Source organism: Erythrobacter sp. S57(2025) (genome assembly GCF_057365055.1).
Genome location: NZ_CP200299.1, coordinates 1,106,245 through 1,130,341, shown reverse-complemented (window position 1 = coordinate 1,130,341; position 24,097 = coordinate 1,106,245). Strand labels below are relative to the sequence as shown.

Here is a 24,097-nt window from a genome sequence, read left to right as displayed (position 1 = left end):
ACGCCTAGTGAGTCAAATGCGCCACTAAACCCGGTGCAATCTAGTAAGAGCGCGGCAATCCCAATACATGCTCTGCCAGATAAGAGAGGATGAGATTGGTCGAGATCGGAGCGACGGTGTAGAGCCTTGCCTCGCGGAATTTGCGTTCGACATCATATTCCTCAGCAAAGCCGAAGCCGCCAAAGGTTTGCACGCACATATCCGCCGCAGCCCAGCTTGCTTCCGATGCGAGCAGTTTGGCCATGTTGGCCTCTGCTCCCGGATTGCCGCCTTCGTCGTATACTTGCGCTGCGTGATGGACCATCAACTCAGCTGCCCGCATCTGCGCATAGCTCCGCGCGATTGGGAACTGCACGCCCTGGTTCTGTCCAATGGGACGCGCGAAGACATTGCGGTCGCTGGCATAGGTGCGCGCCTGCTCGATGAACCACTTGGCATCACCGATACATTCTGCCGCGATCAGGATACGCTCTGCATTCATGCCGGACAGTATATAGCGAAAGCCCTTCCCCTCTTCGCCGACAAGAGAGCTTGCCGGGATGCGTAAATCGTCGAAGAACACCTCACACGATGAGTGGTTCATCATGGTGCGGATCGGCTTCACGCTCATCCCGTTCTTGAGCGCCTCTTGCATATCGACAAGGAAGATTGAGAGGCCTTCGGTCTTCTTCGCGACTTCTTCGCGAGGAGTGGTGCGGGCGAGCAGCAGCATCAAATCAGAATGTTCAGCGCGGCTGGTCCATATCTTCTGCCCGCTGATCACATATTCGTCGCCATCACGCACTGCGCGGGTCTTTAGACTGAGCGTATCGGTGCCGCTGGTCGGCTCTGACACGCCAAACGCCTGCAACCGCAAGGTCCCATCGGCGATTTTCGGAAGATACTTCGCCTTTTGATCATCGGATCCATAACGCAGCAAAGTGTTCATGATATACATTTGCGCGTGAGCAGATGAACCGTTGCAGCCGCTCGCCTGTATCTCCTCCATAATCACGCAGGCCTCATCGAGGCTGAGCCCACTGCCGCCAAATTCAGGCGGGATTAGCGCGGCAAGAAAACCGGCCTTGGTCAGCGCATCCACAAATTCACCGGGATATTCTCGCGCCGCATCTTTGGTGCGCCAATACTCACCCGGAAAATCATCGCACAATGCCCGCACCGCGCGGCGGATTTCGGCCAGGTCTTCGCTCTCATTTTGCATGCTTGGTTAGGCTCACTCTCTTCACTTCGATTAAGGTGATTGCCCGTGTGCCAACGCCAAGTCCACTGACATTTCAGTCAACCGCGCTAAAGCGGCCCAACATACTTTCTCGGAACAAAGTGCGCCCTCCTCCCATTGAGTAATAAAAGAAGGAGTTTACGTAATTTTATGCTGCAAACGCTAATCGACCAAGTCCGTTCAATGGGTGAAGCCGCTGTTGAATTGCTTCCCGCCGCGGTGATCGCGCTCGTTATCTTGGCAATCACTTGGGTGGTGGCCAAGGGCGCATCACGCATCGCGAAGAGGATCATTGGATCAACCGAGCTGCGCCCCTCCCTGCGCGCCCTTCTGGAAACACTGGTGCGGTTGGGAATTTGGATTGCCGGTACGACGCTCGCAGCACTTGTTGTTTTCCCGAACTTCAATCCTGCAAGCCTAATTGCTGGACTGGGTATTGGCGCGGTCGCAGTCGGTCTGGCGTTCCAAGACTTCTTTGAAAACTTCCTTGCCGGCGTGATGATCATGCTGCGCGAGAAAATGCAGATTGGCGATGTGATCCAGTCTGACGATATCTTAGGCACGGTCGAGTTTATCAGCCTGCGCGAGAGCCATATCCGCGCGTTTTCAGGCGAGCTGCACGTTGTGCCAAACTCGCAATTGTTCAAAAATCCGGTCGAGATTTGGACTGACGCCCCATTGCGCCGTTTCGAAGTCGTGATCGGCGTCGCTTATGATACTGATCTGGACGATGCGAGCGATGTGATTGCGAAAGCGGTCAACAGTTGCGACCTTGTGAACAAGGACAAGCCAATCCAGATCCTCGCGGACAATTTCAACTCAAGCTCTGTCGATTTTCTGGTGCGCTGGTGGGCGGCCTCTTCTGGAAGCGAGGCAGTGATGAACCGCGATCAAGTGGTGCGCGCGATCAAACGCGGGTTGGATGATGCGAAAATTGAAATCCCATTCCCATACGTCACGCACACTTTCAAAGAACAGGTGCCGCTGGCGAACGAAGCTGGCGCACCAGCCAGTAGCGATTAAACTTTGCGACCAGTCCTTTTGTGCTACTCATTTCTCCCGATGAAGGAGAGATGAGTAGCCATGCAGATCCTGAAAACCGACCTCACCCGCTTTGAGGCGATCCCCGATTATCCATTTGCCGAAAACTGGGTCGATATTGATCTCGGAGAAGGCCATTCGGGGCGCATGCACTACCTTGATGAAGGGCCAAAGGACGCACCGCCCGTGCTGTTGTTCCATGGCGAGCCAAGCTGGAGCTTCCTTTATCGTAAGATGATCCCAGTGCTGGTCGATGCGGGTTTTCGCTGTCTTGCGCCTGACCTCATTGGCTTTGGCAAAAGCGACAAGCCCGATGATATCGCCTTCTACACCTATGATCGCCATGTCAGCTGGCTGAGCCAATGGCGCGATGCAGTCGTGCCCGAACCCGCCGCTTTATTCTGTCAGGATTGGGGCGGCTTGCTGGGCCTTCGCATGGTGGGGGAAGCCCCAGACCGCTTCACCTGCGTCGTGGCGAGCAACACGTTTCTTCCAACCGGCGGCACACCCTCGCCCGCTTTCCTTGCCTGGCGCGAGTTTGCGAAAAGCTCACCTGAATTCATGATTGGGGAGCTGCTGCAACGCGCCACTGCGACCGAGCGTTCGCCAGAAGAAGTCGCCGCCTATGACGCCCCCTTCCCCGATGAACCCAGTAAAGCAGGCGCACGGGCGTTCCCGCAGCTTGTCCCGGTTGAAGATGGCATGGACGGCATCGCGCAAAATATTGCCGCGTGGAGGGGACTTGCGGCGTTCGATAAGCCATTTCTCACCCTGTTCGGAGAGGATGACCCTGTTACAGGCGGCCTTGCACAGCCCTTGATTGATCGGATCGCAGGCGCTGCGGGAATGCCGCATGGGATGCTATCCAATTGTGGGCATTTCTGTCAGGAAGATCGCCCGGTTGAGCTGGCTCAGGGTGTGATCGATACGGCCAAAAAGGCAGGCATGCTCTGAGCGCATCGCAGCCTACAATTCCACCGGAACACCTAAGCCGAGGGCAAGAATTTGCATTGATGGTGACGAGCGCCGTCGTCACCGCCAATGCCTATTACATCCACCCCATTATCGGCGAGGTTGCGCGCACATTTGGCGTGGGCGACGGTGAGATTGGAATTGTCCCTGCGCTCAACCAATTGGCATTGGCGCTGGGCATCCTGCTGCTGTTGCCATTGGGCGATCGGTATTCGAACCGGTCGCTATGCATCGCCTTTGTCAGCGCGCAGTGCCTGTTCATGCTCGGTATGGCGCTGGCGCAAGACCTTGTGCTGTTCACGCTCGCATCGACGCTGCTCGGCTTTGTCACCATCGCGCCCTATCTGATCCCAGCTTTCGCTTCCAAACGGGTTGCACCGGAACGATTGGGGCAAGTCACAGCGCTGCTAACAACGGGCGTCATCTTTGGAATTCTGGTGGCGCGAGTGGGAGCAGGCGTGGTGGCTGAGAATTACGGCTGGCGCACCGTATATTACTGCGCCTTTACCCTGATGGTGGGTGTGACGGCGTTCCTACCCATTACTATGCGCACCACCGCCATTGCCACCAAGACAGCGCAAAGCAGCTACCGCGAACTGCTCACCTCAGTTTTCACCCTCGCCCGCGCGCATCGTGACATGATGATCTCTGCGGTGATTCAGGCGCTGAACTTCGCCTCCTTCACGGCCACATGGCTCGCGCTCGCGCTGCATTTGACCAGCGATGAGCTTGGATATGGCGTCGACACGGTGGGGTATCTGGCGGGTATCTCTGCGGTGAGTATCTTCGCCACGCCGCGATTGGGCCGCTGGGCAGACAATGTAGGCGCGCGCCGCGCAAGGCTGATTGCAGCCATGGTCCAATGCGCAGGCGTTGCCCTGATGTATCCGCTGGGTTGGAGCGTTTGGGCGATCCTTGTTCCGCTGATCGTCGTCAATATTGTCGGGCCCAGCATTGACGTGACTGGTCGCATGACCTTCCTCGCGCTGGAGCCCGCCATTCGCACGCGGCTCACCACCAGCTATGTCGTGATTATGTTCTTGGGCGGAGCGTTGGGCAGCGTTCTGGGAACGGCGATCTATGACGGTTTAGGCTGGGCCGGAACATGTGCACTGCTCCTCGGGATTTCCCTATCCGTAGTGACCCTGTCCTTTCTTGCGGAACGCGGCGTTGAGGCAAGAGTTGAGTAGGAGCCGAGTGCCGTGTCTTCAAAAAAGAAGCCTGCGCATTAGGACTTCATTAACCACGTCTGCTTAAACCAATACTCGAAGGCGCTACGGACCTTACCGAATGACAGGCCGCGATCCCCCGAGCGGGCAAACGGTCACTCCGGTTTCACCGAATGCTTTCGATCGTATCACCAGTCTTTCCCAAGACTGATTTAGAAAGAGGCGCTGCGGCACTTTTCCGAATGGGTCCCTCCCCCACTTACGGAATAGCCGAGCGCCTTTTTTTGATTCTTGCTCCCAACATTCGCGCTGCTATGGGTGCGCCCTGTGTTTAGGCGCGTCCCCGTAGCTCAGGTGGATAGAGCGTTGGATTCCTAATCCAAAGGCCACAGGTTCGAATCCTGTCGGGGACACCAAACCCAAAGGGTCATCATTTTCTAATTTGGCGTCCCTGGCCTAATTCAAGTCTTCGGGTGGTGCGATCGGGAAAGGCAGCGGGGCGACCGGAACGCCTTCTTCGGCCAGCGCTTTTGCTTCTTCAAGGCTCGCTTGGCCATGGATGGGCGCTTCGTCACGCTCACCATAGTGCATTTCGCGCGATTGCTCGGCGAAATCCTTGCCCACATAGGTGCTGTTCTTGAGCGCTTTTTGCTGCGCCTCTGCCAGTTTCGTCAGCGCCTTTTGCACTTCGGCTGGCATCGGGCCATTGGCGACAGGCTGGGTGCTTTCTGGCGCGGGCGCAGGCACTGGAGCAGGTGCTGGAGCAGGTGCTGGTGTAGATTGAGGCTCTGGACGGCGCTCGGTCACCTGATTGCTCTTCATCGGGACCGCAGGCGCCATCGGAGCTTTGCTCACATCATCATCTCCGCATTGCGGGCACGTCACGAGCCCGCGCGACTGCTGGTCAGCAAAGTCGCTGGACGAGCTAAACCAGCCTTCAAATCGGTGCCCGGCGGCGCAATGGAGGTCGAATACGATCATATCATGCGCCTAATTGGGAATTTCGCGGGCATTGGCAAGGCTTGGAACCTGCTCGCGGACTTCGGCGATGCGGCCTAGGTCAATGTCGCAAAAACCAAGGCCCGGCCCTTCACCACCCATATCGAGCAGCACCTCGCCCCATGGATCGACTACGAGGCTGTGGCCGTAAGTCTCGCGCCCATCTTCATGCCTGCCCACTTGCGCAGCAGCGATGACGAAGGCTTGGGCTTCAATCGCACGTGCGCGCAGTAGCACATGCCAATGCGCTTCGCCTGTGGGCTTGGTAAAAGCGGCGGGCACAGCAATGGCATCACAACGCTTGCGCCCAAGGCTTTCAAACAGAGCGGGAAAACGCATGTCGTAGCAGATGGTGAGGCCGAGACGGCCAAGCGGCGTATCCTCAACCGTCACCACCTCCCTTCCCGGCTCATATGCGCTGCTCTCGCGCCATTTTTCGCCGGTAGACAGCTCCACATCGAACATATGGATTTTGTCGTATGTTACGCAAGGATCGCCGCTGGCAGGGACATAAAATGCGCGGTTGGCAAGCTTATCCCCCTCGCTTGCGACGGGGATTGAGCCGATCGCCAGATCAATTTGGAGGAGCTGAGCAAGGCTCCGGAACCGTTCTACCATCTCGCCCGGACCAGATCCCGAAATCCAAGGTGCGGCGCGAGACCGATTGCGATCCAGCAAGCCCGCCATCTCAGGCGCGAACAACACAGTTGCCCCCTGTGCGACTCCGTCATACGCCGCCTTTTCAATGGTGGAAATGTTGAACTCGGGATCAATACCCGACGTCATTTGCAAGACAGCGATCTTGGGCACGCGCGCGCCTTTAACCCGCTAGCAGCGTGTCTAGCTCACCGGCTTGTTCTAGAGCCGCCAGATCGTCCGAACCGCCCACATACGTATCGCCGATGAAGATTTGCGGCACAGTGCGCGCTTCTGGTGCGCGGGCGATCATTTCATCGCGTTTGGGGCCGCCCATCGTGATGTCATATTCGTTGAACTCAGCACCCTTGCTGGACAGCAGATGCTTTGCCCGCACGCAAAAGGGGCAGGAAAATTTGGTGTAAATGTCGATTACCGGTGCACTCATTTTTCAATCCCATTGAGGCTGCCAAACCTCTTGAAAGCTCTGGCTTGGCCCTTACCTAGTTTGTGTCGCCGCGTTCCGCCAGTCTTGGGTAACAATCAGGCGGCAAGATTGTGAGCGCTGCATGAGGCAGGCTTGCTGAATATCAAATTGCTCAGACTAGAGGATTTGCAACTATGTCACGTTTAGATTTTACCCCTTATCGCCGCAGCACCGTGGGCTTTGATCGCCTGTTCGACATGCTCGAAAGCCAGGCACGCCTGAACTCCGGCGACAACTACCCCCCATTTAACATCTCAAAGAGCGGCGTAGACAATTACCGCATCACGCTGGCCGTTGCCGGTTTCCGCCCTCAGGATATCGATATCACTGCGCAGGCGAACCTTTTGACCGTGCAAGGCAAGAAGCGCGACGATGTGGATGATGGCTCAGAATTGCTGCATGTTGGCATCGCCAATCGTGGGTTTGAGCGCAGGTTTGAACTCGCCGACTATGTCCGGGTTGAAAACGCGCAGCTGGCCGATGGTCTGTTGATCGTGGATCTGGTGCGCGAAGTGCCTGATGCAATGAAGCCCAAAAAGATCGCTGTGAATAGCGCGGCAACACTGACCGCCGTTCCCGATGCGACGTCGCCTGATGAAGAAGGCGATGAAAGCAAGGATAAGGCCGCAGACGCAGCCTGATATTTTTGCACAAATTTGGGCTCTGAAAAGCGCCAAACTAACCATTGTTAGCAAACTAAGTGGGGGCGGTCCGAATGGACTCGCCCCCGCGACTCGTTAGTCGCCTCGACTAGCCCTGACCGTCCGGGTCGCAGAAGACGGTCAATTCCAGCTCGAGCTCGGCGCAGCAAGCGATTGAACCCGCGCAATAAAACGGGCTTGCTGCTAATTTCTGTATGTCCCCCGACACCCCCAAAAGACCTCCAAAAAGCGCTGACTTCTGCCGTTTTGCGCGTTTTGAAACTCCCTCGTCACGGGCGGGGTAAGCCCCATATCCCCTTCTAGGCAAGAGCTATTTACACAAGTTGTAAAAAGTCGACGCCAATATAGCGTTAAGGGCGAGCTAAGCGGCACTACATGGGCCGCAAATCGCAGCCGTTTCTGGACAATTTATAGCGATGACTTACGCTCAGACGAGGCGCGATTGTTCCAGTGCAGCTTCGATAAAGCCGGCAAAGAGCGGGTGCGGATCAAATGGCTTTGATTTCAGCTCTGGATGGAACTGAACACCGACGAACCATGGATGGTCGGTCCGCTCCACCGTCTCTGGAAGCAAGCCATCAGGCGACATGCCAGCAAAGACCAGTCCCTGACGCTCCAGCGGCTCGATATAGGCGCTGTTGACCTCATACCGGTGGCGATGACGTTCTGAGATCGTCTCCACCCCGCCATAGATGGTCGAGATATGGCTGTTCGCGCCCAGCTTCGCTTCATAGGCGCCCAGGCGCATCGTGCCGCCCAGGTCCCCGCCTTCTTCGCGTTGCTGGATGCCCTCTTCGCTCATCCATTCTTCGATTATGCCGACGACCGGTTCCTTGGTGTCGCCAAATTCGGTTGAGGATGCCGCGTCAAAGCCTGCTTCACGCGCGCCTTCGACGCAGGCCATTTGCATGCCAAGGCAAATACCGAAGAACGGCACTTTGCGTTCACGGGCAAAGCGCACGCTTGCGATTTTGCCTTCAGAGCCGCGCTCACCAAAGCCGCCCGGCACCAGAATGCCGTGCATGGGTTCGAGCGCGGAGGCGATTTCGCTTTCTTCGCCTTCGAAGATTTCAGCGTCGATCCACTTGATGTTGACCTTCACCCGGTTGGCAAGGCCGCCATGAACAAGCGCTTCATTGAGGCTCTTATACGCATCAGGCAGGCCAACATACTTGCCAACGACGCCAATGGTCACTTCGCCTTCGGGGTTGAAGTAACGGTCCGTCACATCTTCCCACGCAGCAAGATTGGGCGCTGGCGCATCGGTAATACCAAACCCGCGCAGAACCTCTGCATCAAGGCCCTCGTCGTGATATTGCTGCGGTACTGAATAGATCGACGGCGCATCCAGAGCCGGGATCACCGCTTCTTTGCGCACGTTACAGAAATTGGCGATCTTCTGACGCTCACTGTCAGGGATCGGATGCTCGGCGCGGCATAGCAGCACGTCAGGTTTGATCCCTAGGCTGGCAAGTTCGCGCACGGAGTGCTGCGTTGGCTTGGTTTTGAGTTCGCCCGCAGCGGCGATGTACGGCACCAATGTCACATGCACGCTAAGCGTCTGCATCGGCTCCAGTTCGTTACGCAGCTGACGGATGGCTTCCATGAAGGGCAGCGATTCGATGTCGCCCACCGTGCCGCCAATCTCGCACAAGATGAAATCGTGATCGTCCTGTCCATCGAGAGCAAACTGTTTGATCGCGTCGGTTACATGCGGGATTACCTGCACGGTTGCGCCGAGATAGTCCCCACGGCGTTCCTTCGCGATAATGTCGCGATAGACGCGGCCGCTGGTGATATTGTCGCTTTGACGCGCTGAAACGCCGGTGAAGCGCTCATAATGGCCCAGATCGAGGTCGGTCTCGGCCCCGTCATCGGTCACATAGACCTCACCATGCTGATACGGGCTCATCGTGCCCGGATCGACATTCAAGTAGGGGTCGAACTTTCGAATGCGGACCTTGTAGCCACGCGCCTGAAGGAGGGCAGCAAGTGATGCTGCCATGAGACCTTTGCCGAGCGAGGAGACCACGCCGCCGGTGATAAAAATGTACCGCGCCATGGGAGTTGGGCCTTAAGCTGCGTTGCGGATTCGGGGCAAGCGAAATGGCGAAGGAAAGCGTATGCAATCCACAAGCCGGTGCAATTTGTTGTAAATTAGCCAGCGATTGGCCGGTTATTGGGTGAAACGCTTCTTATTCAGCGAGCGGATCATCGCCAGCATCTGGAGCCGGCTGTGCATCACCCTCTGCCAGAGGATCGTCACCGGTCGCTGCGCCTGCAGGTTCGCCCAGCAGATCATCGGCAGTCGGCGCGGTCACATTGCGATCAAGGTCGCTAGAGACATCAACGGTGTTTTCGCTAACGGCCAGCGCTGCAATCAGGATCGAAAGGCTCACAAAAGCCACCGCCAGCCATTTGGTAGAACGGGTCAGAAAGTCCGCTGCCCCGCGCGCACCCAGGGCGCCCGATGGGTTGCCACCAATGCCAAGACCCCCGCCTTCGCTGCGTTGCATCAGCACGACAGCGACCAATGCTGCGGCCACGATGGCCTGAATGACGGTAAGGATAATGAACAGCGACATTGAGTTTTCTTCTACCTGAAGTGTTTGGTGCAAGCGCACTTAGGCATTGCACCTCATGAGAGCAAGGTGTGTGAACGGCTTGGCGTTAAACCTCTGCGCCTTCGCCTGCGGCCAAAGCAATGCCCATAAAGCTATCAGCGGTAAGGCTCGCCCCGCCCACTAGCGCGCCGCCGACTTCGGGCAGTCCCAGAATTTCGCCCGCATTTTCAGGCTTTACCGAACCGCCATAAAGGATACGAACCTCTGCACCGTCTTCGTCGCCGAACATTTCGACCAAAAGCGCGCGGATCGCTGCGTGCATTTCCACAATGTCGTCTGCGCCTGCGACTTTGCCGGTGCCAATCGCCCAGATTGGCTCATAGGCAACGGTCAATCGCTCAGTCACGTTCTCTATCTCTTTGGGGAGCGAGGCTTTCAGCTGACGCTTAACATGCGCAACAGCATTGCCTGCATCGCGAACTTCTACGCTTTCACCGCAGCACAGGATTACGCGGAGACCCGCTTCGAGTGCAGCCTCTGCCTTGGCTCGGACCTGAGCGTCCTTTTCATCATGGGCCTCGCGCCGTTCGCTATGGCCAAGGATTACGAATTTGCCACCCGCATCCGCGATCATCGCCGCAGAAATGTCGCCTGTGTAAGCGCCGCTTTCCTGATCGTGGCAATCCTGCGCGCCCACTGCGATCTGTTCCGCCTCACGGTGCACGGGGTGGATCAGAGTGTATGGCGGCGCAATCGCCACTTCCACTTTCATATGGCGCTGGGCCGCGCGATCAATCGCGCGCGCTTCGGAAAGCATGGCCCGTGTGCCGTGCATCTTCCAGTTTCCAACGATGTAGGGCCGCTGGGGCATCATAATTTCCTGAAAATTGAAGAACCCATTTCGAATCTGGCGATCCATTTAGGGCTGAGGGGCCGCGTCCGCTAGCCGAGCCGATACTTATAGTCAAAACATACGCCAACCTGTTGCCGGGAGGTCGCAGGGCCGATAAAGCGCCTTGCCAAGGTTGCAGGCCAAGCGCTTCGATTAGAGAATCGCCGGTTTTCAGCCAACAACAGTTCATACACGCGCGCAAATTCGGCTGCCTTTTCAACAAAAGCAGCAATGCGAACCGGGAAAACAATGAAATGATCTCGCTGTTTCGAAATTTCTTTCAGTCTAAAATCGGCCTGCCAATCTTTATTGGCTTTCTAATCATCGTCGCCCTTGCTTTTGCGGCGAGCGATATTTCAGGCACGTCGACCTTTGGCGGGCTGGCTGGCGATGACAAGGTGGCCGTCGTCGGAGATGAAGGGATCACCAATACTGAACTGACCGGCGCTATGAACAATGCGCTGAGCCGGGCGCGCGAACAGAACCCAACGTTGACAATGCCTCAATTTGTGGCTGGCGGCGCGCTTGATGGTGAGCTTGATTTGCTGATTGAGCGGTTTTCTGTCGGTCTTTACGCGCAGGAATATGGCCTTCGCGCAGGTGACAATCTGGTGAACAGCGAAATCCTCAAAATCCCGGCCTTTCGCAGCCTTACCGGTGAATTTGACGAAGATGTCTATCGCAGCGCGCTTGCTCGCCAGGGGATCACCGATGCGATCCTGCGTAAGGACATCGGGGATGGCCTGCTCGCCCAACAAGTCTTGCGCCCCGCATTTGCCGCTCCGCAAATGCCAGAGGCCGCTGCGCGTCAATATGCAGCGCTCGTGCTGGAACGTCGCGAAGGTCAGATAGGCCTAATCCCGGCGATGGAATTCGCGCCAGAGGGCGATCCAACCGACGAACAGCTCAACACATATTACAGTGACAATCGCAGCGACTATATCCTGCCAGAGCGCCGCACAGTGCGCTTTGCTGGGTTTGGCGCGGAAAGCATCACGGCGGACCTCACGCCGACCACTGCGCAGATTGCGGCTCGTTTCGAAGAAGCCGCGGATCAATATGCCGCTAGTGAAGCGCGCGCTGTTTCATCCTTCGTGGTTCCAACAGAAGCTGCTGCAAACGCGCTTGTCGAACGTATCCGCGGCGGCATTTCGCTCGAAGCGGCAGCGCGTGAGGCTGAATTTCAAGTCGCAACAGCCCAGCCTCGCACACAAGAGGAATTGAGCAATGCCACCAGCTTTGCCTTTGCGGAGCAAGTGTTTGCCGCTGAAGAAGGCGCGGTGATAACGCCAGCGCAGGGCCAACTGGGTTGGTATGTCGCGCGGCTCGACGATATTGTCCTCACCCCTGCCCGCACCTTGGATCAGGTAAGTGACGAGATCGCCGCGCAATTGCTCGAAGAGAACCGCGCGGCCGCTTTGATCGACCTCAGCACTCAGATTGAGCAGATGGTCGACACCGGTACATCGCTGTCTGACGTGGCGGAACAGTTCAACCTTGAATTGACCGCTATTCCAGAGCTTACGGCCAGTGGTCAGGTGTTTGGATCAGCGGCTCCCGGGCTTCCTCCTCAGCTTCAACCCATCCTCGACACCGCATTCCAGATGGAAGAGGGCGAGCCACAACTCGCTGAGCTGGTGCCGGGCGCGCAATTCTTGGTGTTTGACGTTGATGACATCACCGAAAGCGCCGCGCCGCCGCTTGCCGATGTGCGCGATGAAGTGACGCTGCGTTGGCGCCTTGCAGAAGGCAACAAGGTTGCTCAAGCCGCAGCGAACCGCATCCTCGAAGCGGTTCGTGGTGGCGCATCCCTGCGCGATGCCATGCGCGAAGAGAACGAGGCTCTGCGCCAGATCGAAGACGTCAATCTGCGCCGTACGGATCTGCTCGCTTCGCAAAACCGCCGCGTTCCTGCACCGCTCGTGTTGCTGTTCTCAATGGCGCAAGGGTCCACCAAAGTGCTCGAAGATGCGAACAACATTGGCTGGTACGTGGTTGATCTTGCTGCGATTGAAACCGATCCGCTTGAAGAGAATGCTGAGCTGGTGGAGCAAACCCGCACGCAGCTCGCGCCTGCTCTGGTCAATGAATACAACTCGCAATTTGCACGTGCCATTCAGGCAGAGATTGGCGTTGAACGAAATGAAGAAGCGATCGAAGCTCTTCGTGCTGTTCTGGCAGGGGAAAGCTGAGGGCATCGCCCTTGAGCCTTTCAACTGACGCGTGAGTATCTCGGCAGAAACAGGATCGCAGCTTGAAAACGCCGCTGAAGCTGCCGCTGCGCTAGAAGCTGGCGCACCAGCGCTGGTCTGGCGGCGCGTGGTCGCGGATTGCGATACGCCGGTTGGCGCTGCGCGGCGTTTGATTGAACCGGGGCGTGGTGATTTCCTGCTCGAATCGGTTGAGGGCGGCGAAGTGCGCGGGCGTTACAGCCTGCTCGGCCTCGATCCTGATCTGGTGTTTCGCGGCACCGAGGGCAAAGCGGCGGTCAACCGCACATGGAAGCACGACCGTGACGCGTTCGAACCGTGTGAACGCGATGCGATGAGCGAGCTGCGCGCGCTGGCCAATGCCTGCCGGATTGATACGCCCGAAGAGCTGCCCCCTGCCCTTGCCTGTCTGGTCGGCTATTTCGGCTATGAAACGATTGGTCTGGTCGAAACCCTGCCCCGTGCTGAGCCGAGCGAATTGGCGCTGCCCGACATGCTGTTTGTGCGGCCAACGGTCATTCTGGTCTTTGATGGCCTGTCAGACGAACTGTTCTGCATCGCGCCAATTTGGAGCGCGACCAATCCTGCCGCCGCCATTGAAAGCGCTGGCGAACGGATTGATGAAACTTTGCGCGCATTGGTGCAGCCTCGCCCAGAGGAGCCCCGCACCGCTCCCACTACGCAGGATCCGGAGCTAACGCCGGTGATGGATGGTGAGGAATACAAGGCGCTGGCCCGCCGCGCGAAGGACTACATTCTGGCGGGCGATATCTTTCAGGTGGTGCTCGCCCAGCGTTTCACGTGCCCGTTTGAGCTGCCTCCCTTGGCGCTTTACCGTGCTCTGCGACGGGTGAACCCTTCGCCGTTTCTCTATTTTCTCGATCTGCCTGGCTTCGCGATTGTTGGCTCCAGCCCTGAGATATTGGTGCGCGTTCGCGATGGAGAAGTCACTATTCGCCCAATCGCTGGTACCCGCCCGCGCGGCGAAAACGCCTCAGAAGACCGCGCCAACGAAGTCAGCTTGCTCGCTGATCCCAAGGAACTGGCAGAGCACCTCATGCTGCTCGATCTGGGGCGCAATGATGTGGGGCGTGTCGCCGCAAAAGGCAGCGTCGAAGTCACCGACAGCTTTACCATCGAACGCTACAGCCATGTCATGCACATCGTCAGCAATGTGGTTGGGCAGTTGGGCGGCGACAAAGACGCTCTCGACGCGCTGTTCGCAGGCTTTCCCGCAGGCACGGTTTCTGGCGCTCCCAAAATACGCGCGTGTGAAATCATCGCAGAATTGGAGCCGGAAACGCGCGGTGCCTATGCGGGCGGCGTCGGCTATTTCGCACCGGATGGCTCAGTCGATAGCTGCATCGTTTTGCGCACGGCGGTCGTCAAAGACGGAACCATGCACGTGCAGGCCGGTGCTGGGATTGTTGCAGACAGCGATCCTGATTACGAACTGGCCGAATGCCGCGCAAAAGCAGGCGCGCTGATCGCTGCGGCCAAAGAGGCGGTGCGGGTCGCCAGTGAACCGGGGTTTGGCCAATGAGCCGAATTCGACTTGAGAGAATGACACGATGAGAACGAAAGCCGCCCTCCTTCTATGCGCTCCCGTCATGCTGCTTTCCGCCTGTAAGCAACAGCCTGCTGGTGAGCCTGTGGTGCGCGCGGAGCTGGGTGAGCCAGTGGCGGCCGATGATCCGGTGGCGGCCGAGGAAACTGTGCCGGAAGTCGCCTCCAATCCCAATTCCGCGTGTCAGCCTGCGACTTTCGAAGGCGTCTCGCTCACGCATTGCGTCGCGGACCCCGAACTCCACCGCATTCGCACTGATCTGGCACCTGTTAGCGGCGACAAATTCGGCACTATCGAAGGCTGGGCCGCTGGCAAGAATGAAGGCGACATTGCTTTCGTCATGAATGGCGGCATGTATGGCGATGATCTGAAGCCGGTTGGCTATTTTGTGCGCGATGAAGACCGCCTTGCCGAACTCAACCGCGGCGATGGTTCGGGCAATTTTTTCCTGAAACCCAATGGCGTTTTCTTCGGCGGCACCACGCGCTGGCGTATTCTTGATACAGACACATTCCTGCGCACCATCGGCACGCGCCCCAATTTCGGCACGCAATCAGGGCCGATGCTCGTCATCAATGGCGAATTGCACCCTGAGATTTCTGAGGACGGCCCGTCCAAAGCGCTTCGCAACGGGGTCGGCATTGCGGGCGATGGCAAAGCGCATTTCGTGATCTCAAACGCGCCGCTCAGCTTTGGGCAACTCGCGCGCTATTTCCGCGATGAGTTGGAAGCGTCCAATGCACTGTTCCTAGACGGGAACATCTCCTCGCTGTGGGATCCAAGCACGGGGCGCATGGATGGCCGCAGGGTCGGCCCGTTGATCATTGTGGAGACCAAGTAATGGGAAGCGGCAATATGCTCACATACGAGCGCGAACTGTATCCTGAGATTGAGCCCTATGAGACGGGAATGCTCGATGTCGGCGATGGCCATCAGCTGTACTATGAGCGCGTGGGCACGCCGGGTGCAAAGCCTGCCGTATTTCTGCATGGCGGACCGGGCGGCGGCATGGCCCCTTCGCATCGACGCCAATGGGACCCTGCCAAATATGACGTGCTGCTGTTCGACCAGCGCGGCTGCGGCAAATCGCTGCCCTTCGCTGAAATCGAGCACAATGATACATGGCGCATTGTCGATGATATTGAGCATCTGCGTGAAATGTGCGGCCACGATAAATGGCAGGTCTTTGGTGGCAGCTGGGGTGCGACACTCGCGCTCGCTTATGCCCAAAAATACCCGGAGCGCACGTCCGAAATCGTGCTGCGCGGCGTATTCCTTGCCCGCCAGCAGGAAAAAGGCTGGCTCTACCGCTTTGGCGCGAGCGAGATCATGGCGGAACAATGGGACAGTTTCTCTGGCCATATCCCAGAGGATGAGCGCGGCGATCTGGTGAAGGCGTATTATTCGCGCCTAACCAGCGACGATGAAGCAACACGGCTGGCAGCAGCGAAGGAATGGTCGATTTGGGAAGGCTCGGTCGCGACGCTTTTGCCCAATGAAGGCTTGCTCGAAGAATTTGCCGACCCGTCCAAAGCGGTGCCCTTTGCCCGCATCTGCGCGCGTTTCTTCCTCGAAGATTTCTTCCTCGAGGAAGCGCAATTACTGCGTGATGTTTCCAAGATCAGCCATATCCCGGCGATCATCGTGCAAGGTCGCCACGACATTTGCACGCCGCCTGCCGCCGCATGGGCGCTTAAGAAAGCATGGCCGCAAGCAGAGCTATGGATCGTCAATGACGCCGGTCATTCGGCAAGCGAGCCGGGGATTATCGACGGTCTGGTGCGCGCAACGGATAAGTTTGCGGGCGCCTGAGATTGAGGCTGCATCGCGGATATGCGCTCGCCGCTGCGGCATTGCTCGCGATTGAGATCGTCATCGCGCTCTTCGTTCGCGACAGCTTCATCCGACCCGTGCTTGGCGATGTGCTCGCAGTGATGCTGGTCTATTGCGCGCTGCTCAGCGTGATTGATCTGCGCCGCTCAATCGCCGCCCTCTTCGCCTTTCTGGTCGGGCTTGCGGTTGAGATCATGCAATATCTCGATGCGCTCACTTTGCTTGGCCTTCAGGACAACCCGGTTGCGCGCATTGTGCTCGGTACGACCTTCACTTGGGAGGATATCGTAGCCTATGGCGTCGGCGCAGTTGCAGCCGTGATTGCGGACGGTGCAGTGCATGCTTGGCACAAGAGCCGCGCCCAAGCTTGAACCCCGCCACCATTTGCGCGAAAGCCCCTGCAATGATTCTGGTCATCGACAATTACGACAGCTTCACCTTCAACCTTGTCCATTATCTGATGGAGCTGGGGGCTGAAGTGCGGGTGGAGCGCAATGATGCACTGACCGCGGCGCAAGCGATTGCCACCAATGCGAGCGGCTTTCTCATCTCGCCCGGCCCCTGCACGCCCAATGAGGCAGGGATCAGCCTCGATCTGGTTGCGGCCTGCGCGGATGCGGAAAAGCCATTGCTCGGCGTGTGTCTGGGGCACCAGAGCATCGGTCAACATTTCGGCGGCACGGTTACGCGCGGCGGGCTGATGCATGGCAAGACTTCGGAAGTTACGCATGATGGCACGGGTGTGTTTGCAGGCCTGCCCTCGCCCTACACCGCAACCCGCTATCACAGCCTTGAAGTGGTCGACATGCCTGCCAGCCTGATCGCCAATGCCCACGCAGAAACTCCCGGGGGTGACCACGCAAGCGTCATGGGATTCCGCCACGAAAGTCTCCCCATTCACGGCGTGCAATTCCACCCCGAAAGCATCGCGACGCAGCATGGCCATGCGCTGCTCGCCAACTTCCTCAACATCTGCGGCATTGACGCGGCGCTTCCTGAAAGAGTGAGCTAATGAGCCTACCCGACATCTCCAAACCGCTCACTGAAACAGAAGCCGAAACCGCATTTGGCACTCTGCTGGATGGCGGGACCACTGAGGATGAGATCGAGCAGTTTCTTATCGCTCTGTCGGCACGCGGCGAGACCTCGAACGAAATCGCTGGCGCAGCCCGCGCCCTTCGCGCTCGGTTGATCCCGATTGATGCGCCCGAGGGCTCCATCGACGTATGCGGAACCGGCGGCGATGGGCACCACACGCTCAATGTCTCCACCGCCGTAAGCCTAGTTGTCGCGGCTTGCGGAGTGCCCGTGGCAAAGCATGGCAACCGCGCCGCCTCATCCAAAGCGGGCGCGGCAGACACGCTGGAAGCGCTGGGCCTCGACATGGATGCGGCGGGCAAGACGGCGGAGAAGACGCTCGCAGAGCTGGGCATCTGTTTTCTGTTTGCAAAGAACCACCACCCCGCAATGGGCCGCATCCAACCCATCCGGCTTAAGATTGGTAAGCGCACGATCTTCAACTTGATGGGTCCGCTCTCCAATCCTGCTGGCGTGACCAGTCAGCTGATCGGGATCGCGCGCCCTGCCTATGTGCCGATCTATGCAGGCGCGATGGCGAAGCTTGGCACGGGCCGCTCCTTGATCGTCTCCGGCGATGAGGGGCTGGATGAATTGAGCCTGGCAGGCGGAAATGAAGTCGCCGTCGTCACCGGCAATGCGTTTGAGATGAACCGGGTCCACCCATCCGAGGCTGGCCTGCCCAATTCCCCCATCGAAGCCATTCGCGGCGATGATGCAACCCACAATGCCGCCGCGCTAAAGGCTCTGCTGCTCGGCGCGCCGGGACCCTATCGCCAAGCGGTGCAGCTAAATGCGGCAGGCGCGCTGATTGTCGCTGACAAGGTGCAGGAATGGGAAGATGGCGTTGCCATGGCAGCAGAAGCGCTCGATTCAGGCCGAGCGCTCAAACTGCTCGAAAACTGGATCGAACTGGCAAAGTAAGGGCCCATGAATAAGCTCGAAGAAATCTGCGTCAATAAGGCGAGCGAAGTGGCCGCGCGCAAACCGGCAACCACTGTCGCTGCGCTAGAGGCGGCGGCGAGTGAGCAGTCAGCCCCGCGCGGTTTCGAGGCGGCTTTGCGTGCCAAGTCAGAAACCGGCTTTGCGCTAATCGCGGAGGTCAAGAAAGCAAGCCCGTCAAAGGGCCTGATCCGTGCCGATTTCCAACCCGCTCAGCATGCGCGCGAGTACGAAGCGGGCGGCGCAGCTTGTCTGTCCGTCCTGACCGATGCACCCTATTTTCAAGGGCATGAGGATTACCTCGTGGCCGCGCGCGCAGCCTGTGCGATACCTGCCTTACGCAAAGATTTCATGGTCGATCCGTGGCAATGCCTTGAGGCACGCGCGATTGGCGCTGATGCGATCCTGATTATCGTTGCCGCGCTTTCGGACGCGCAAATGCGCGAGATTGAGGCGGCGGCGCGCGAACATAGCATGGACGTGCTGGTCGAGGTTCATGACGAGGCCGAGATGGAGCGTGCCCTTGCGCACCTCAATTCGCAGCTGATCGGGATAAACAATCGCGACCTCAAGACATTCACCACTTCGCTTGAAACCACAGAGCGCCTTGCGCCAATGGTGCCGGACACTGCGCTGCTGGTTGGCGAGAGCGGAATTGCGAGCCACGAAGACTGCGTACGTCTTTCGAAAAGCGGTGTGCGAACCTTCCTTGTCGGCGAAAGCTTGATGCGCGCAGATGACGTGGCTGAGGCGACCCGGACGCTGCTCAACGGATAAGTGGACCGCTTTCTTACAGCCCGCCAATTTGGCATGGACAGGGCATGCAGTGGACAGCAATCAAAGCTTGGTTCTATTCCTTTAGAAGCCACCGTCTGTGCGGTGGTGATTTTTCTTTCCCAGGACCGTGTAACATGCGGTCCATGTCTCACCTAAGGCACTGAAAATGAACGATCTCACTCATATCGGCAAAGACGGCTCAGCGCGCATGGTCGATGTGGGCGGGAAAGTGGAAACGCACAGGGTCGCGATAGCCTCTGGCATCATCACCATGTCACCCGAAGCGCTCACCGCAATCCGCGAAGGCAACGCGCCAAAAGGGGACGTGCTGGGCACCGCCCGCATCGCCGGGATCATGGCCGCCAAACGCACGGGCGAGCTGATCCCGCTGTGCCATCCGCTTGGACTGGAAGCGGTCAATGTCGACTTCGCGTTTGAGGAAGCTGATGGCACTTGGGGCGTGCGCGCCACCGCCACCGCCTCACTTACGGGCAAGACGGGCGTGGAGATGGAGGCGATGGTGGCCGTCTCAACCGCGCTGCTCACCATCTACGACATGGCCAAAGCGATCGACAAAGGCATGGTGATCGGTGAGGTCCGACTGATCGAGAAGCGCGGCGGCAAGAGCGGCACTTGGCGAGCGGATGGGAAGGCTGTGGCTTGAGCGAGCTACTGGACCTTGAAGAGGCGCAGGCGCGGCTGCTCGCCCTCGCGCCGACGCTCGGGGAAGCCGTCGTGCCCTTGGCTCCCGGTACAGGCATACGCTACCTCGCGCGCGACGTGGCTGCCAAACGCACGCAGCCCGCAGCCGACCTCTCAGCCATGGATGGCTATGCGCTGGCCCCCGGAGACGGACCATGGGAGCACGTTGGAGAGAGCCGCGCAGGCGCTCCGTTCACGGGAGTGCTCGAAGCAGGGCAATGCACCCGCATCTCCACCGGAGCGCATGTGCCAAGCGGTGCAGACCGCGTGCTGATCCAAGAGGATGCGACACTTGACGGCATGATGGTCATGGCGACCGAGATGCCCTCTCCCGGTCAGCACATCCGGCGCGCAGGCTTCGACTTCGGTGAAGGCGACACGCTGCTCACCAAAGGTTCAGCCCTCACCCCTGCTGCAATGGCACTGGCGATCGCGGCCGGGCATGGCGAAGTGCCGGTGGTGGCCGCGCCCAAGGTCGCTGTGCTCGACAGCGGTGATGAACTGGTGCCCGCAGGAGAGCCTCTCGCCGCGCACCAGATCCCGGCAAGCAATGGCGTGATGCTGGCGAGCATGGTGGCTTCCTATGTCGGCATGCCCACCATGCTTGGCCCCGTTCCAGACGATGCCGCCGCGCTTGCCACCGCGTTGCGGCGGTCGGCAGACTGCGACATCCTCATCACATCAGGCGGCGCATCTGTGGGCGACCATGACCTCATCCAGCAGGCACTGCGCGATTGGGGCGCCGACATCGCGTTTTGGAAGGTTGCGATCAAGCCAGGCAAACCGCTGATGGTGGCGACACGGGGGAAGCAGGTCATACTGAGTCTGCCGGGTAATCCGGTATCGAGCTTCGTGACCTGCTTCCTGTTCGCCCTGCCCCTGATCGGGGCGGCCATGGGAGCTGGGGAGCCGCTGCCGCAAAGCACTCCGATGCGAGCCGCGCACGACCTGCCTGCCACCGGCAACCGGCGCGAGTTCCTAAGAGGGATCGCTATGGGCGGCGAAGTCAGCCTCGCGGCATCACAAGACTCAAGCGCAATACGGTCACTGGCAACGGCAAATTGCCTGATTAACCGCCCGGCCAACTCACCTGCGAGCAAGGCTGGGGACCTCGTTCCTGTCTACAACCTCCAAAACGGCTGAGTTCTGCGGGGTTTGGTGATCTGAGGCGCTTGACTTGGCAATTGAAGTTGCCTACTTGTTCTACATCCGTTCACCATATAGGTGCGCGAGAGAGTGCCTTGTAATGCAGCTTTCCGTGTGAATGGGCGCTGCCTCTGAGGGCGCGACAAGTTTGGCACTTTGCAGCGTTTGCGCGCTGCGCGACGAGTGCGCCTTTACGGAGTTTGCCCATGTTAACGGCAAAACAGCATGAACTGATCCGCTTCATCCAGCAGCGTCTGGAGGAAACAGGGGTTTCGCCCAGTTTTGAAGAGATGAAGGAAGCGCTTGATCTCAAGAGCAAGTCGGGCGTTCACCGTCTGATTTCAGCGCTTGAGGAACGCGGCTTCATCCGTCGTCTCCCCAACCGCGCCCGCGCTTTGGAAGTGATCAAGCAACCTGAGGATTCGACACCTGCACCGCGTGCGAGTGCGCCTGCGATGTCGGCACGAGCGCCAGCAGCTAACACTAACGTGCCCGAACCGGCCAATGACGTGATCGACATTCCGCTTCATGGCCGGATCGCAGCAGGTGCGCCGATTGAGGCTCTAGAGGGGCAAAGCTCGCTTCCCGTGCCCGCGGCTCTGCTTGGCCCCGGTGAGCATTATGCGCTTGAGGTATCTGGCGATTCGATGGTCGAGGCAGGCATCTTCGATGGTGACTTTGCTCTGATCCGCCGCACCAACACGGCGCGCGATGGCGAGATTGTGGTTGCGCTGGTGCGCGGCGAAGAGGCAACGCTCAAATACCTCCATAAGGATGGCGGGCTTGTAAGGCTCGATCCGGCAAACGCCTCCTATGACCCACAGGTTTATGGCTCGGGCGAAGTGGAAGTTCAGGGCAAGCTTGCAGGCTTGCTACGTCGCTATCACTGATACGGTGTTCGCGGGGACAGGTGCGGCGCTAGTCGTCCTCCCCGCGCCACCAACCATGCTCACCCTGCTTGCTAGAGACGCTGGTGACTCGTTCATTGGTCAGATCAAGTGCAAGGCCTCCTGTTCGAATGAGCATGCGACGATCCGCCTTCAGCCAGCGCGGTGAACAAGAGCGCGGCAAAAAGCGGTCAGCCACCACGATGTCCGCGCGTTCACAGGCAGCGGCCAAAGAGCGCTCCTCGATCATCTCCCGATTGCGGGCAAGCAATAGCGACCAATCCCGCCCTCCTCGCGTGATCTCGACTGTGCAGAATTCAGGAGAACAGCGAGCTCCCTCCCACTGCGCCAAAGGCACAGGCTCACTCGTCACGCTGGAAAGCTCAAGCAGGTTGTCACGCGAATAGGAAGAACGGCTGTCGCGCAACGATAGCAAACTCCTGCTTCCGTCAGCGTTTGGAATGGTGATCCCCACATGCCGCCCCTCCCGTCCGATAAGTACGTCTGGAATAGGCGTTGTTAACAGCATGAGGGTCGCAACAATTGCAGGAGCAAAACCAAGCAATCGCGCTCGCCCATTCCATAGCGCAAGCCACAGGCCCCCGCCGACAAACAGCGCGATCGTCAAATAGCTCATCTGCGGCATCAGCTTTACCGAACCTGGCTGCTCTGCGGTGAAATGCGCAATTCCAAGCAAAAGGTTCAATGACCCCTCTGCCAACCACCAAAATGGCGCTCCCAGCCCCAGCAGATCGAAGAACAATGCAATCGCAATGAGAGGCATCGAAATGAAAGTGACCAGCGGGATAGCGATGACGTTAGCAAAGGCGCCGTAGACTCCTGCGCGGTGGAAGTGGAACAGCACGATGGGCATCAATGCAATTTCAATGACCAAGCCAGTGACGAACAGCATAAAGACGCCGCGCCCCGTTCGTTTGAGCCACGGCTCTTCGCGTGGCGCCATAAAGGCCTTTACCGGAGCACTTGAATGAAGCGCCACGATCGCAAGCACAGCTGAAAAGCTCATTTGGAAACTGGGCCCAACAACGCTTTCAGGCCACAGTAGCATGACAAAAACGGCTGCTGCCGCAACCATACGCAATGACAAAGCGTCACGCCCCATCGCCAAAGCGATTAGCACCAGCATTGCCGCAACGCATGCTCTGACCGTGGGCACCTGAGCTCCTGTAAGAAGTGTATAGCTCACCCCGGCCAACGCGCCGACAGCGGCGGCGGCTACTGGCAAACGCACTCTCAATGCCAAGGCCGGGAATAGAGCCAAGAGCTTGAGCGCCACGAAATACGCTCCAGCGATCACTGCACTGACATGCAGCCCACTAATCGCCAAAAGATGCGTTAGTCCAGCATCGCGCATGGCCTCTTCGTCGGCTTCGACGATTGCCCCCCGGTCCCCGCTAGCAAAGGCGGCGGCGATTGTGCCTGCTGATCCCTCGACATTGTCACGTACATGGGCAGCAATCTGACGTTGAAGGAAACCGATGGCTGGCCTGCCATCAGGGGCTTGAACGACCTCGATTGCACCCAATAGACTGCCTGTGCCGGCCAGTCCTTTAAACCAGGCGGCGCGAGCAAAGTCATAACCGCCGGGTAACATTGGGCTTGCTGGCGGCATTAGTCGGACGCGCATCTTGAGGATCGCACCCTCGCGCAAGACTTTCGCTCCGTCGCCTTGTGAATACTCGGCCTCAACTCGCAAGGCCTCTTCTAACGGCACGTTGATCCGTATCTTGCGGCTTTGCGCCGTTTCCGCGTCGCGCACCGCCATTGTTAATCGGATACGGTCTTGGGCAGGTTGGTCCTGCCGTTCCAGCACATAGCCCTGCACCCGCTCAATCATTGGGCGTTCGATCGGCTCAGCTCCGACCATTTCGGATCGCAGCCACACAATGCTTATGCCCAAGGCAAACAGTACTGAACACGCGATCACAGCTCGGCGCAGATGCCCGCGCCCATCATCCTCGCGCCACATTGCGAGCGCAAAAAGTGCCAATAAGAACGCGCTCCCCATTGCCGCCATCCATTGCCACGGCGTTTGGAGCGCAAACCAGGTCATAATCCCTGCGCCGAACACCACCGCGAGCCAAGGGGCACGGTCAAAGCCGGCCCCTGCCAAGAACCGCTCAGCAGCATCGGCTCCAGCGCTTGCAATGCTGGACAATCCGCCGCCCCTTTGCCACAGGCGGCGCGTTGCCCCATTGGGGCTTGGCAAAGGTGTGTCCTTGGCAGCAATGCTGCTTTCAGGCTCGCCAGCAATCGGTATTATCGGCGCATCAGCCATCAGCCATGTCCCCCTC

23 protein-coding genes and 1 tRNA gene are annotated in these 24,097 nt (G+C 58.6%); 16 read left to right on the top strand and 8 right to left on the bottom strand.

What is annotated here, in order from left to right; genetic code table 11:
* Positions 1–40: 40 nt before the first annotated feature.
* Positions 41–1,201 (bottom strand): acyl-CoA dehydrogenase family protein, encoded by a 1,161-nt coding sequence (locus AC0V6N_RS05440; RefSeq protein ID WP_486170572.1) that lies wholly within the window; start codon positions 1,199–1,201, stop codon positions 41–43.
* 168 nt (positions 1,202–1,369) lie between these two features.
* Here AC0V6N_RS05440 and AC0V6N_RS05435 point away from each other — a divergent pair, with 168 nt between their 5' ends.
* From AC0V6N_RS05435 to AC0V6N_RS05420, 4 genes are all read left to right on the top strand, one after another.
* A complete protein-coding gene (locus AC0V6N_RS05435; RefSeq protein WP_486170571.1) occupies positions 1,370–2,242 on the top strand; it encodes a mechanosensitive ion channel family protein in 873 nt (290 codons plus the stop codon).
* A 60-nt stretch (positions 2,243–2,302) separates the two neighbouring features.
* Positions 2,303–3,214 (top strand): haloalkane dehalogenase, encoded by a 912-nt coding sequence (locus AC0V6N_RS05430; RefSeq protein ID WP_486170570.1) that lies wholly within the window; start codon positions 2,303–2,305, stop codon positions 3,212–3,214.
* A 59-nt stretch (positions 3,215–3,273) separates the two neighbouring features.
* Positions 3,274–4,422, top strand: coding sequence for an MFS transporter (locus AC0V6N_RS05425; RefSeq protein ID WP_486170569.1), 1,149 nt, complete (start codon positions 3,274–3,276; stop codon positions 4,420–4,422).
* 318 nt (positions 4,423–4,740) lie between these two features.
* A tRNA-Arg gene (locus tag AC0V6N_RS05420) sits at positions 4,741–4,817 on the top strand.
* Between the two features lie 40 nt (positions 4,818–4,857).
* Here AC0V6N_RS05420 and AC0V6N_RS05415 read toward each other — a convergent pair.
* Genes AC0V6N_RS05415 through grxC form a run of 3 tightly spaced genes read right to left on the bottom strand, consistent with a single transcriptional unit; the run spans position 4,858 to position 6,484 of the window.
* Positions 4,858–5,382 carry a DUF1178 family protein gene (locus AC0V6N_RS05415; protein ID WP_486170568.1) on the bottom strand — a complete coding sequence of 175 codons (525 nt, stop codon included), beginning with the start codon at positions 5,380–5,382 and terminating at the stop codon, positions 4,858–4,860.
* A gap of 9 nt (positions 5,383–5,391) precedes the next feature.
* Entirely contained in the window at positions 5,392–6,210 is an 819-nt protein-coding gene (locus AC0V6N_RS05410) for a carbon-nitrogen hydrolase family protein (protein WP_486170567.1), read from the bottom strand.
* A 10-nt stretch (positions 6,211–6,220) separates the two neighbouring features.
* The gene (grxC, locus tag AC0V6N_RS05405) at positions 6,221–6,484 is read right to left on the bottom strand and encodes a glutaredoxin 3 (RefSeq protein ID WP_486170566.1); all 264 of its coding nucleotides are present in this window, start codon (positions 6,482–6,484) and stop codon (positions 6,221–6,223) included.
* A gap of 173 nt (positions 6,485–6,657) precedes the next feature.
* Here grxC and AC0V6N_RS05400 point away from each other — a divergent pair, with 173 nt between their 5' ends.
* On the top strand, positions 6,658–7,164 hold the full coding sequence (locus tag AC0V6N_RS05400; RefSeq protein WP_486170565.1) for an Hsp20 family protein: 507 nt from the start codon (positions 6,658–6,660) through the stop codon (positions 7,162–7,164).
* 448 nt (positions 7,165–7,612) lie between these two features.
* On the opposite strand, the gene pyrG is transcribed toward AC0V6N_RS05400, so the two are convergent.
* The 3 genes from pyrG to tpiA form a co-directional block, all read right to left on the bottom strand.
* Positions 7,613–9,247, bottom strand: coding sequence for a CTP synthase (pyrG, locus tag AC0V6N_RS05395; RefSeq protein ID WP_486170564.1), 1,635 nt, complete (start codon positions 9,245–9,247; stop codon positions 7,613–7,615).
* A gap of 133 nt (positions 9,248–9,380) precedes the next feature.
* Positions 9,381–9,770, bottom strand: a complete 390-nt coding sequence (gene secG, locus AC0V6N_RS05390; RefSeq protein ID WP_486170563.1) for a preprotein translocase subunit SecG — start codon at positions 9,768–9,770, stop codon at positions 9,381–9,383.
* 85 nt (positions 9,771–9,855) lie between these two features.
* Complete coding sequence (gene tpiA, locus AC0V6N_RS05385; protein ID WP_486172428.1) at positions 9,856–10,620, bottom strand: triose-phosphate isomerase; 765 nt, start codon at positions 10,618–10,620, stop codon at positions 9,856–9,858.
* 275 nt (positions 10,621–10,895) lie between these two features.
* Here tpiA and AC0V6N_RS05380 point away from each other — a divergent pair, with 275 nt between their 5' ends.
* From AC0V6N_RS05380 to lexA, 11 genes are all read left to right on the top strand, one after another.
* Positions 10,896–12,833, top strand: coding sequence for a SurA N-terminal domain-containing protein (locus AC0V6N_RS05380; protein WP_486170562.1), 1,938 nt, complete (start codon positions 10,896–10,898; stop codon positions 12,831–12,833).
* Positions 12,834–12,864: 31 nt separating this feature from the next.
* Positions 12,865–14,394: an anthranilate synthase component I gene (trpE, locus tag AC0V6N_RS05375; protein WP_486170561.1), complete on the top strand. Its 1,530-nt coding sequence runs from the start codon at positions 12,865–12,867 to the stop codon at positions 14,392–14,394.
* A gap of 28 nt (positions 14,395–14,422) precedes the next feature.
* Entirely contained in the window at positions 14,423–15,259 is an 837-nt protein-coding gene (locus tag AC0V6N_RS05370; RefSeq protein ID WP_486170560.1) for a phosphodiester glycosidase family protein, read from the top strand.
* Positions 15,259–16,230: a prolyl aminopeptidase gene (pip, locus tag AC0V6N_RS05365; protein WP_486170559.1), complete on the top strand. Its 972-nt coding sequence runs from the start codon at positions 15,259–15,261 to the stop codon at positions 16,228–16,230. Before AC0V6N_RS05370 ends, pip begins: the two co-directional genes overlap by 1 nt.
* 2 nt (positions 16,231–16,232) lie before the next feature.
* Positions 16,233–16,622, top strand: a complete 390-nt coding sequence (locus AC0V6N_RS05360; protein ID WP_486170558.1) for a ribosomal maturation YjgA family protein — start codon at positions 16,233–16,235, stop codon at positions 16,620–16,622.
* Positions 16,623–16,654: 32 nt separating this feature from the next.
* Positions 16,655–17,263, top strand: coding sequence for an anthranilate synthase component II (locus AC0V6N_RS05355; RefSeq protein ID WP_486170557.1), 609 nt, complete (start codon positions 16,655–16,657; stop codon positions 17,261–17,263).
* Positions 17,263–18,252, top strand: a complete 990-nt coding sequence (gene trpD, locus AC0V6N_RS05350) for an anthranilate phosphoribosyltransferase (protein WP_486170556.1) — start codon at positions 17,263–17,265, stop codon at positions 18,250–18,252. Before AC0V6N_RS05355 ends, trpD begins: the two co-directional genes overlap by 1 nt.
* 6 nt (positions 18,253–18,258) lie before the next feature.
* On the top strand, positions 18,259–19,047 hold the full coding sequence (gene trpC, locus AC0V6N_RS05345; RefSeq protein WP_486170555.1) for an indole-3-glycerol phosphate synthase TrpC: 789 nt from the start codon (positions 18,259–18,261) through the stop codon (positions 19,045–19,047).
* A 166-nt stretch (positions 19,048–19,213) separates the two neighbouring features.
* The gene (gene moaC / locus AC0V6N_RS05340; protein WP_486170554.1) at positions 19,214–19,711 is read left to right on the top strand and encodes a cyclic pyranopterin monophosphate synthase MoaC; all 498 of its coding nucleotides are present in this window, start codon (positions 19,214–19,216) and stop codon (positions 19,709–19,711) included.
* The gene (locus AC0V6N_RS05335; RefSeq protein ID WP_486170553.1) at positions 19,708–20,892 is read left to right on the top strand and encodes a molybdopterin molybdotransferase MoeA; all 1,185 of its coding nucleotides are present in this window, start codon (positions 19,708–19,710) and stop codon (positions 20,890–20,892) included. The genes moaC and AC0V6N_RS05335 overlap by 4 nt, the downstream gene beginning before the upstream one ends.
* Before the next feature lie 209 nt (positions 20,893–21,101).
* Positions 21,102–21,785 carry a transcriptional repressor LexA gene (lexA, locus tag AC0V6N_RS05330; RefSeq protein WP_486170552.1) on the top strand — a complete coding sequence of 228 codons (684 nt, stop codon included), beginning with the start codon at positions 21,102–21,104 and terminating at the stop codon, positions 21,783–21,785.
* 28 nt (positions 21,786–21,813) lie between these two features.
* Here lexA and AC0V6N_RS05325 read toward each other — a convergent pair whose 3' ends face one another.
* A complete protein-coding gene (locus AC0V6N_RS05325; protein WP_486170551.1) occupies positions 21,814–24,081 on the bottom strand; it encodes a ComEC/Rec2 family competence protein in 2,268 nt (755 codons plus the stop codon).
* Positions 24,082–24,097 lie beyond the last annotated feature (16 nt).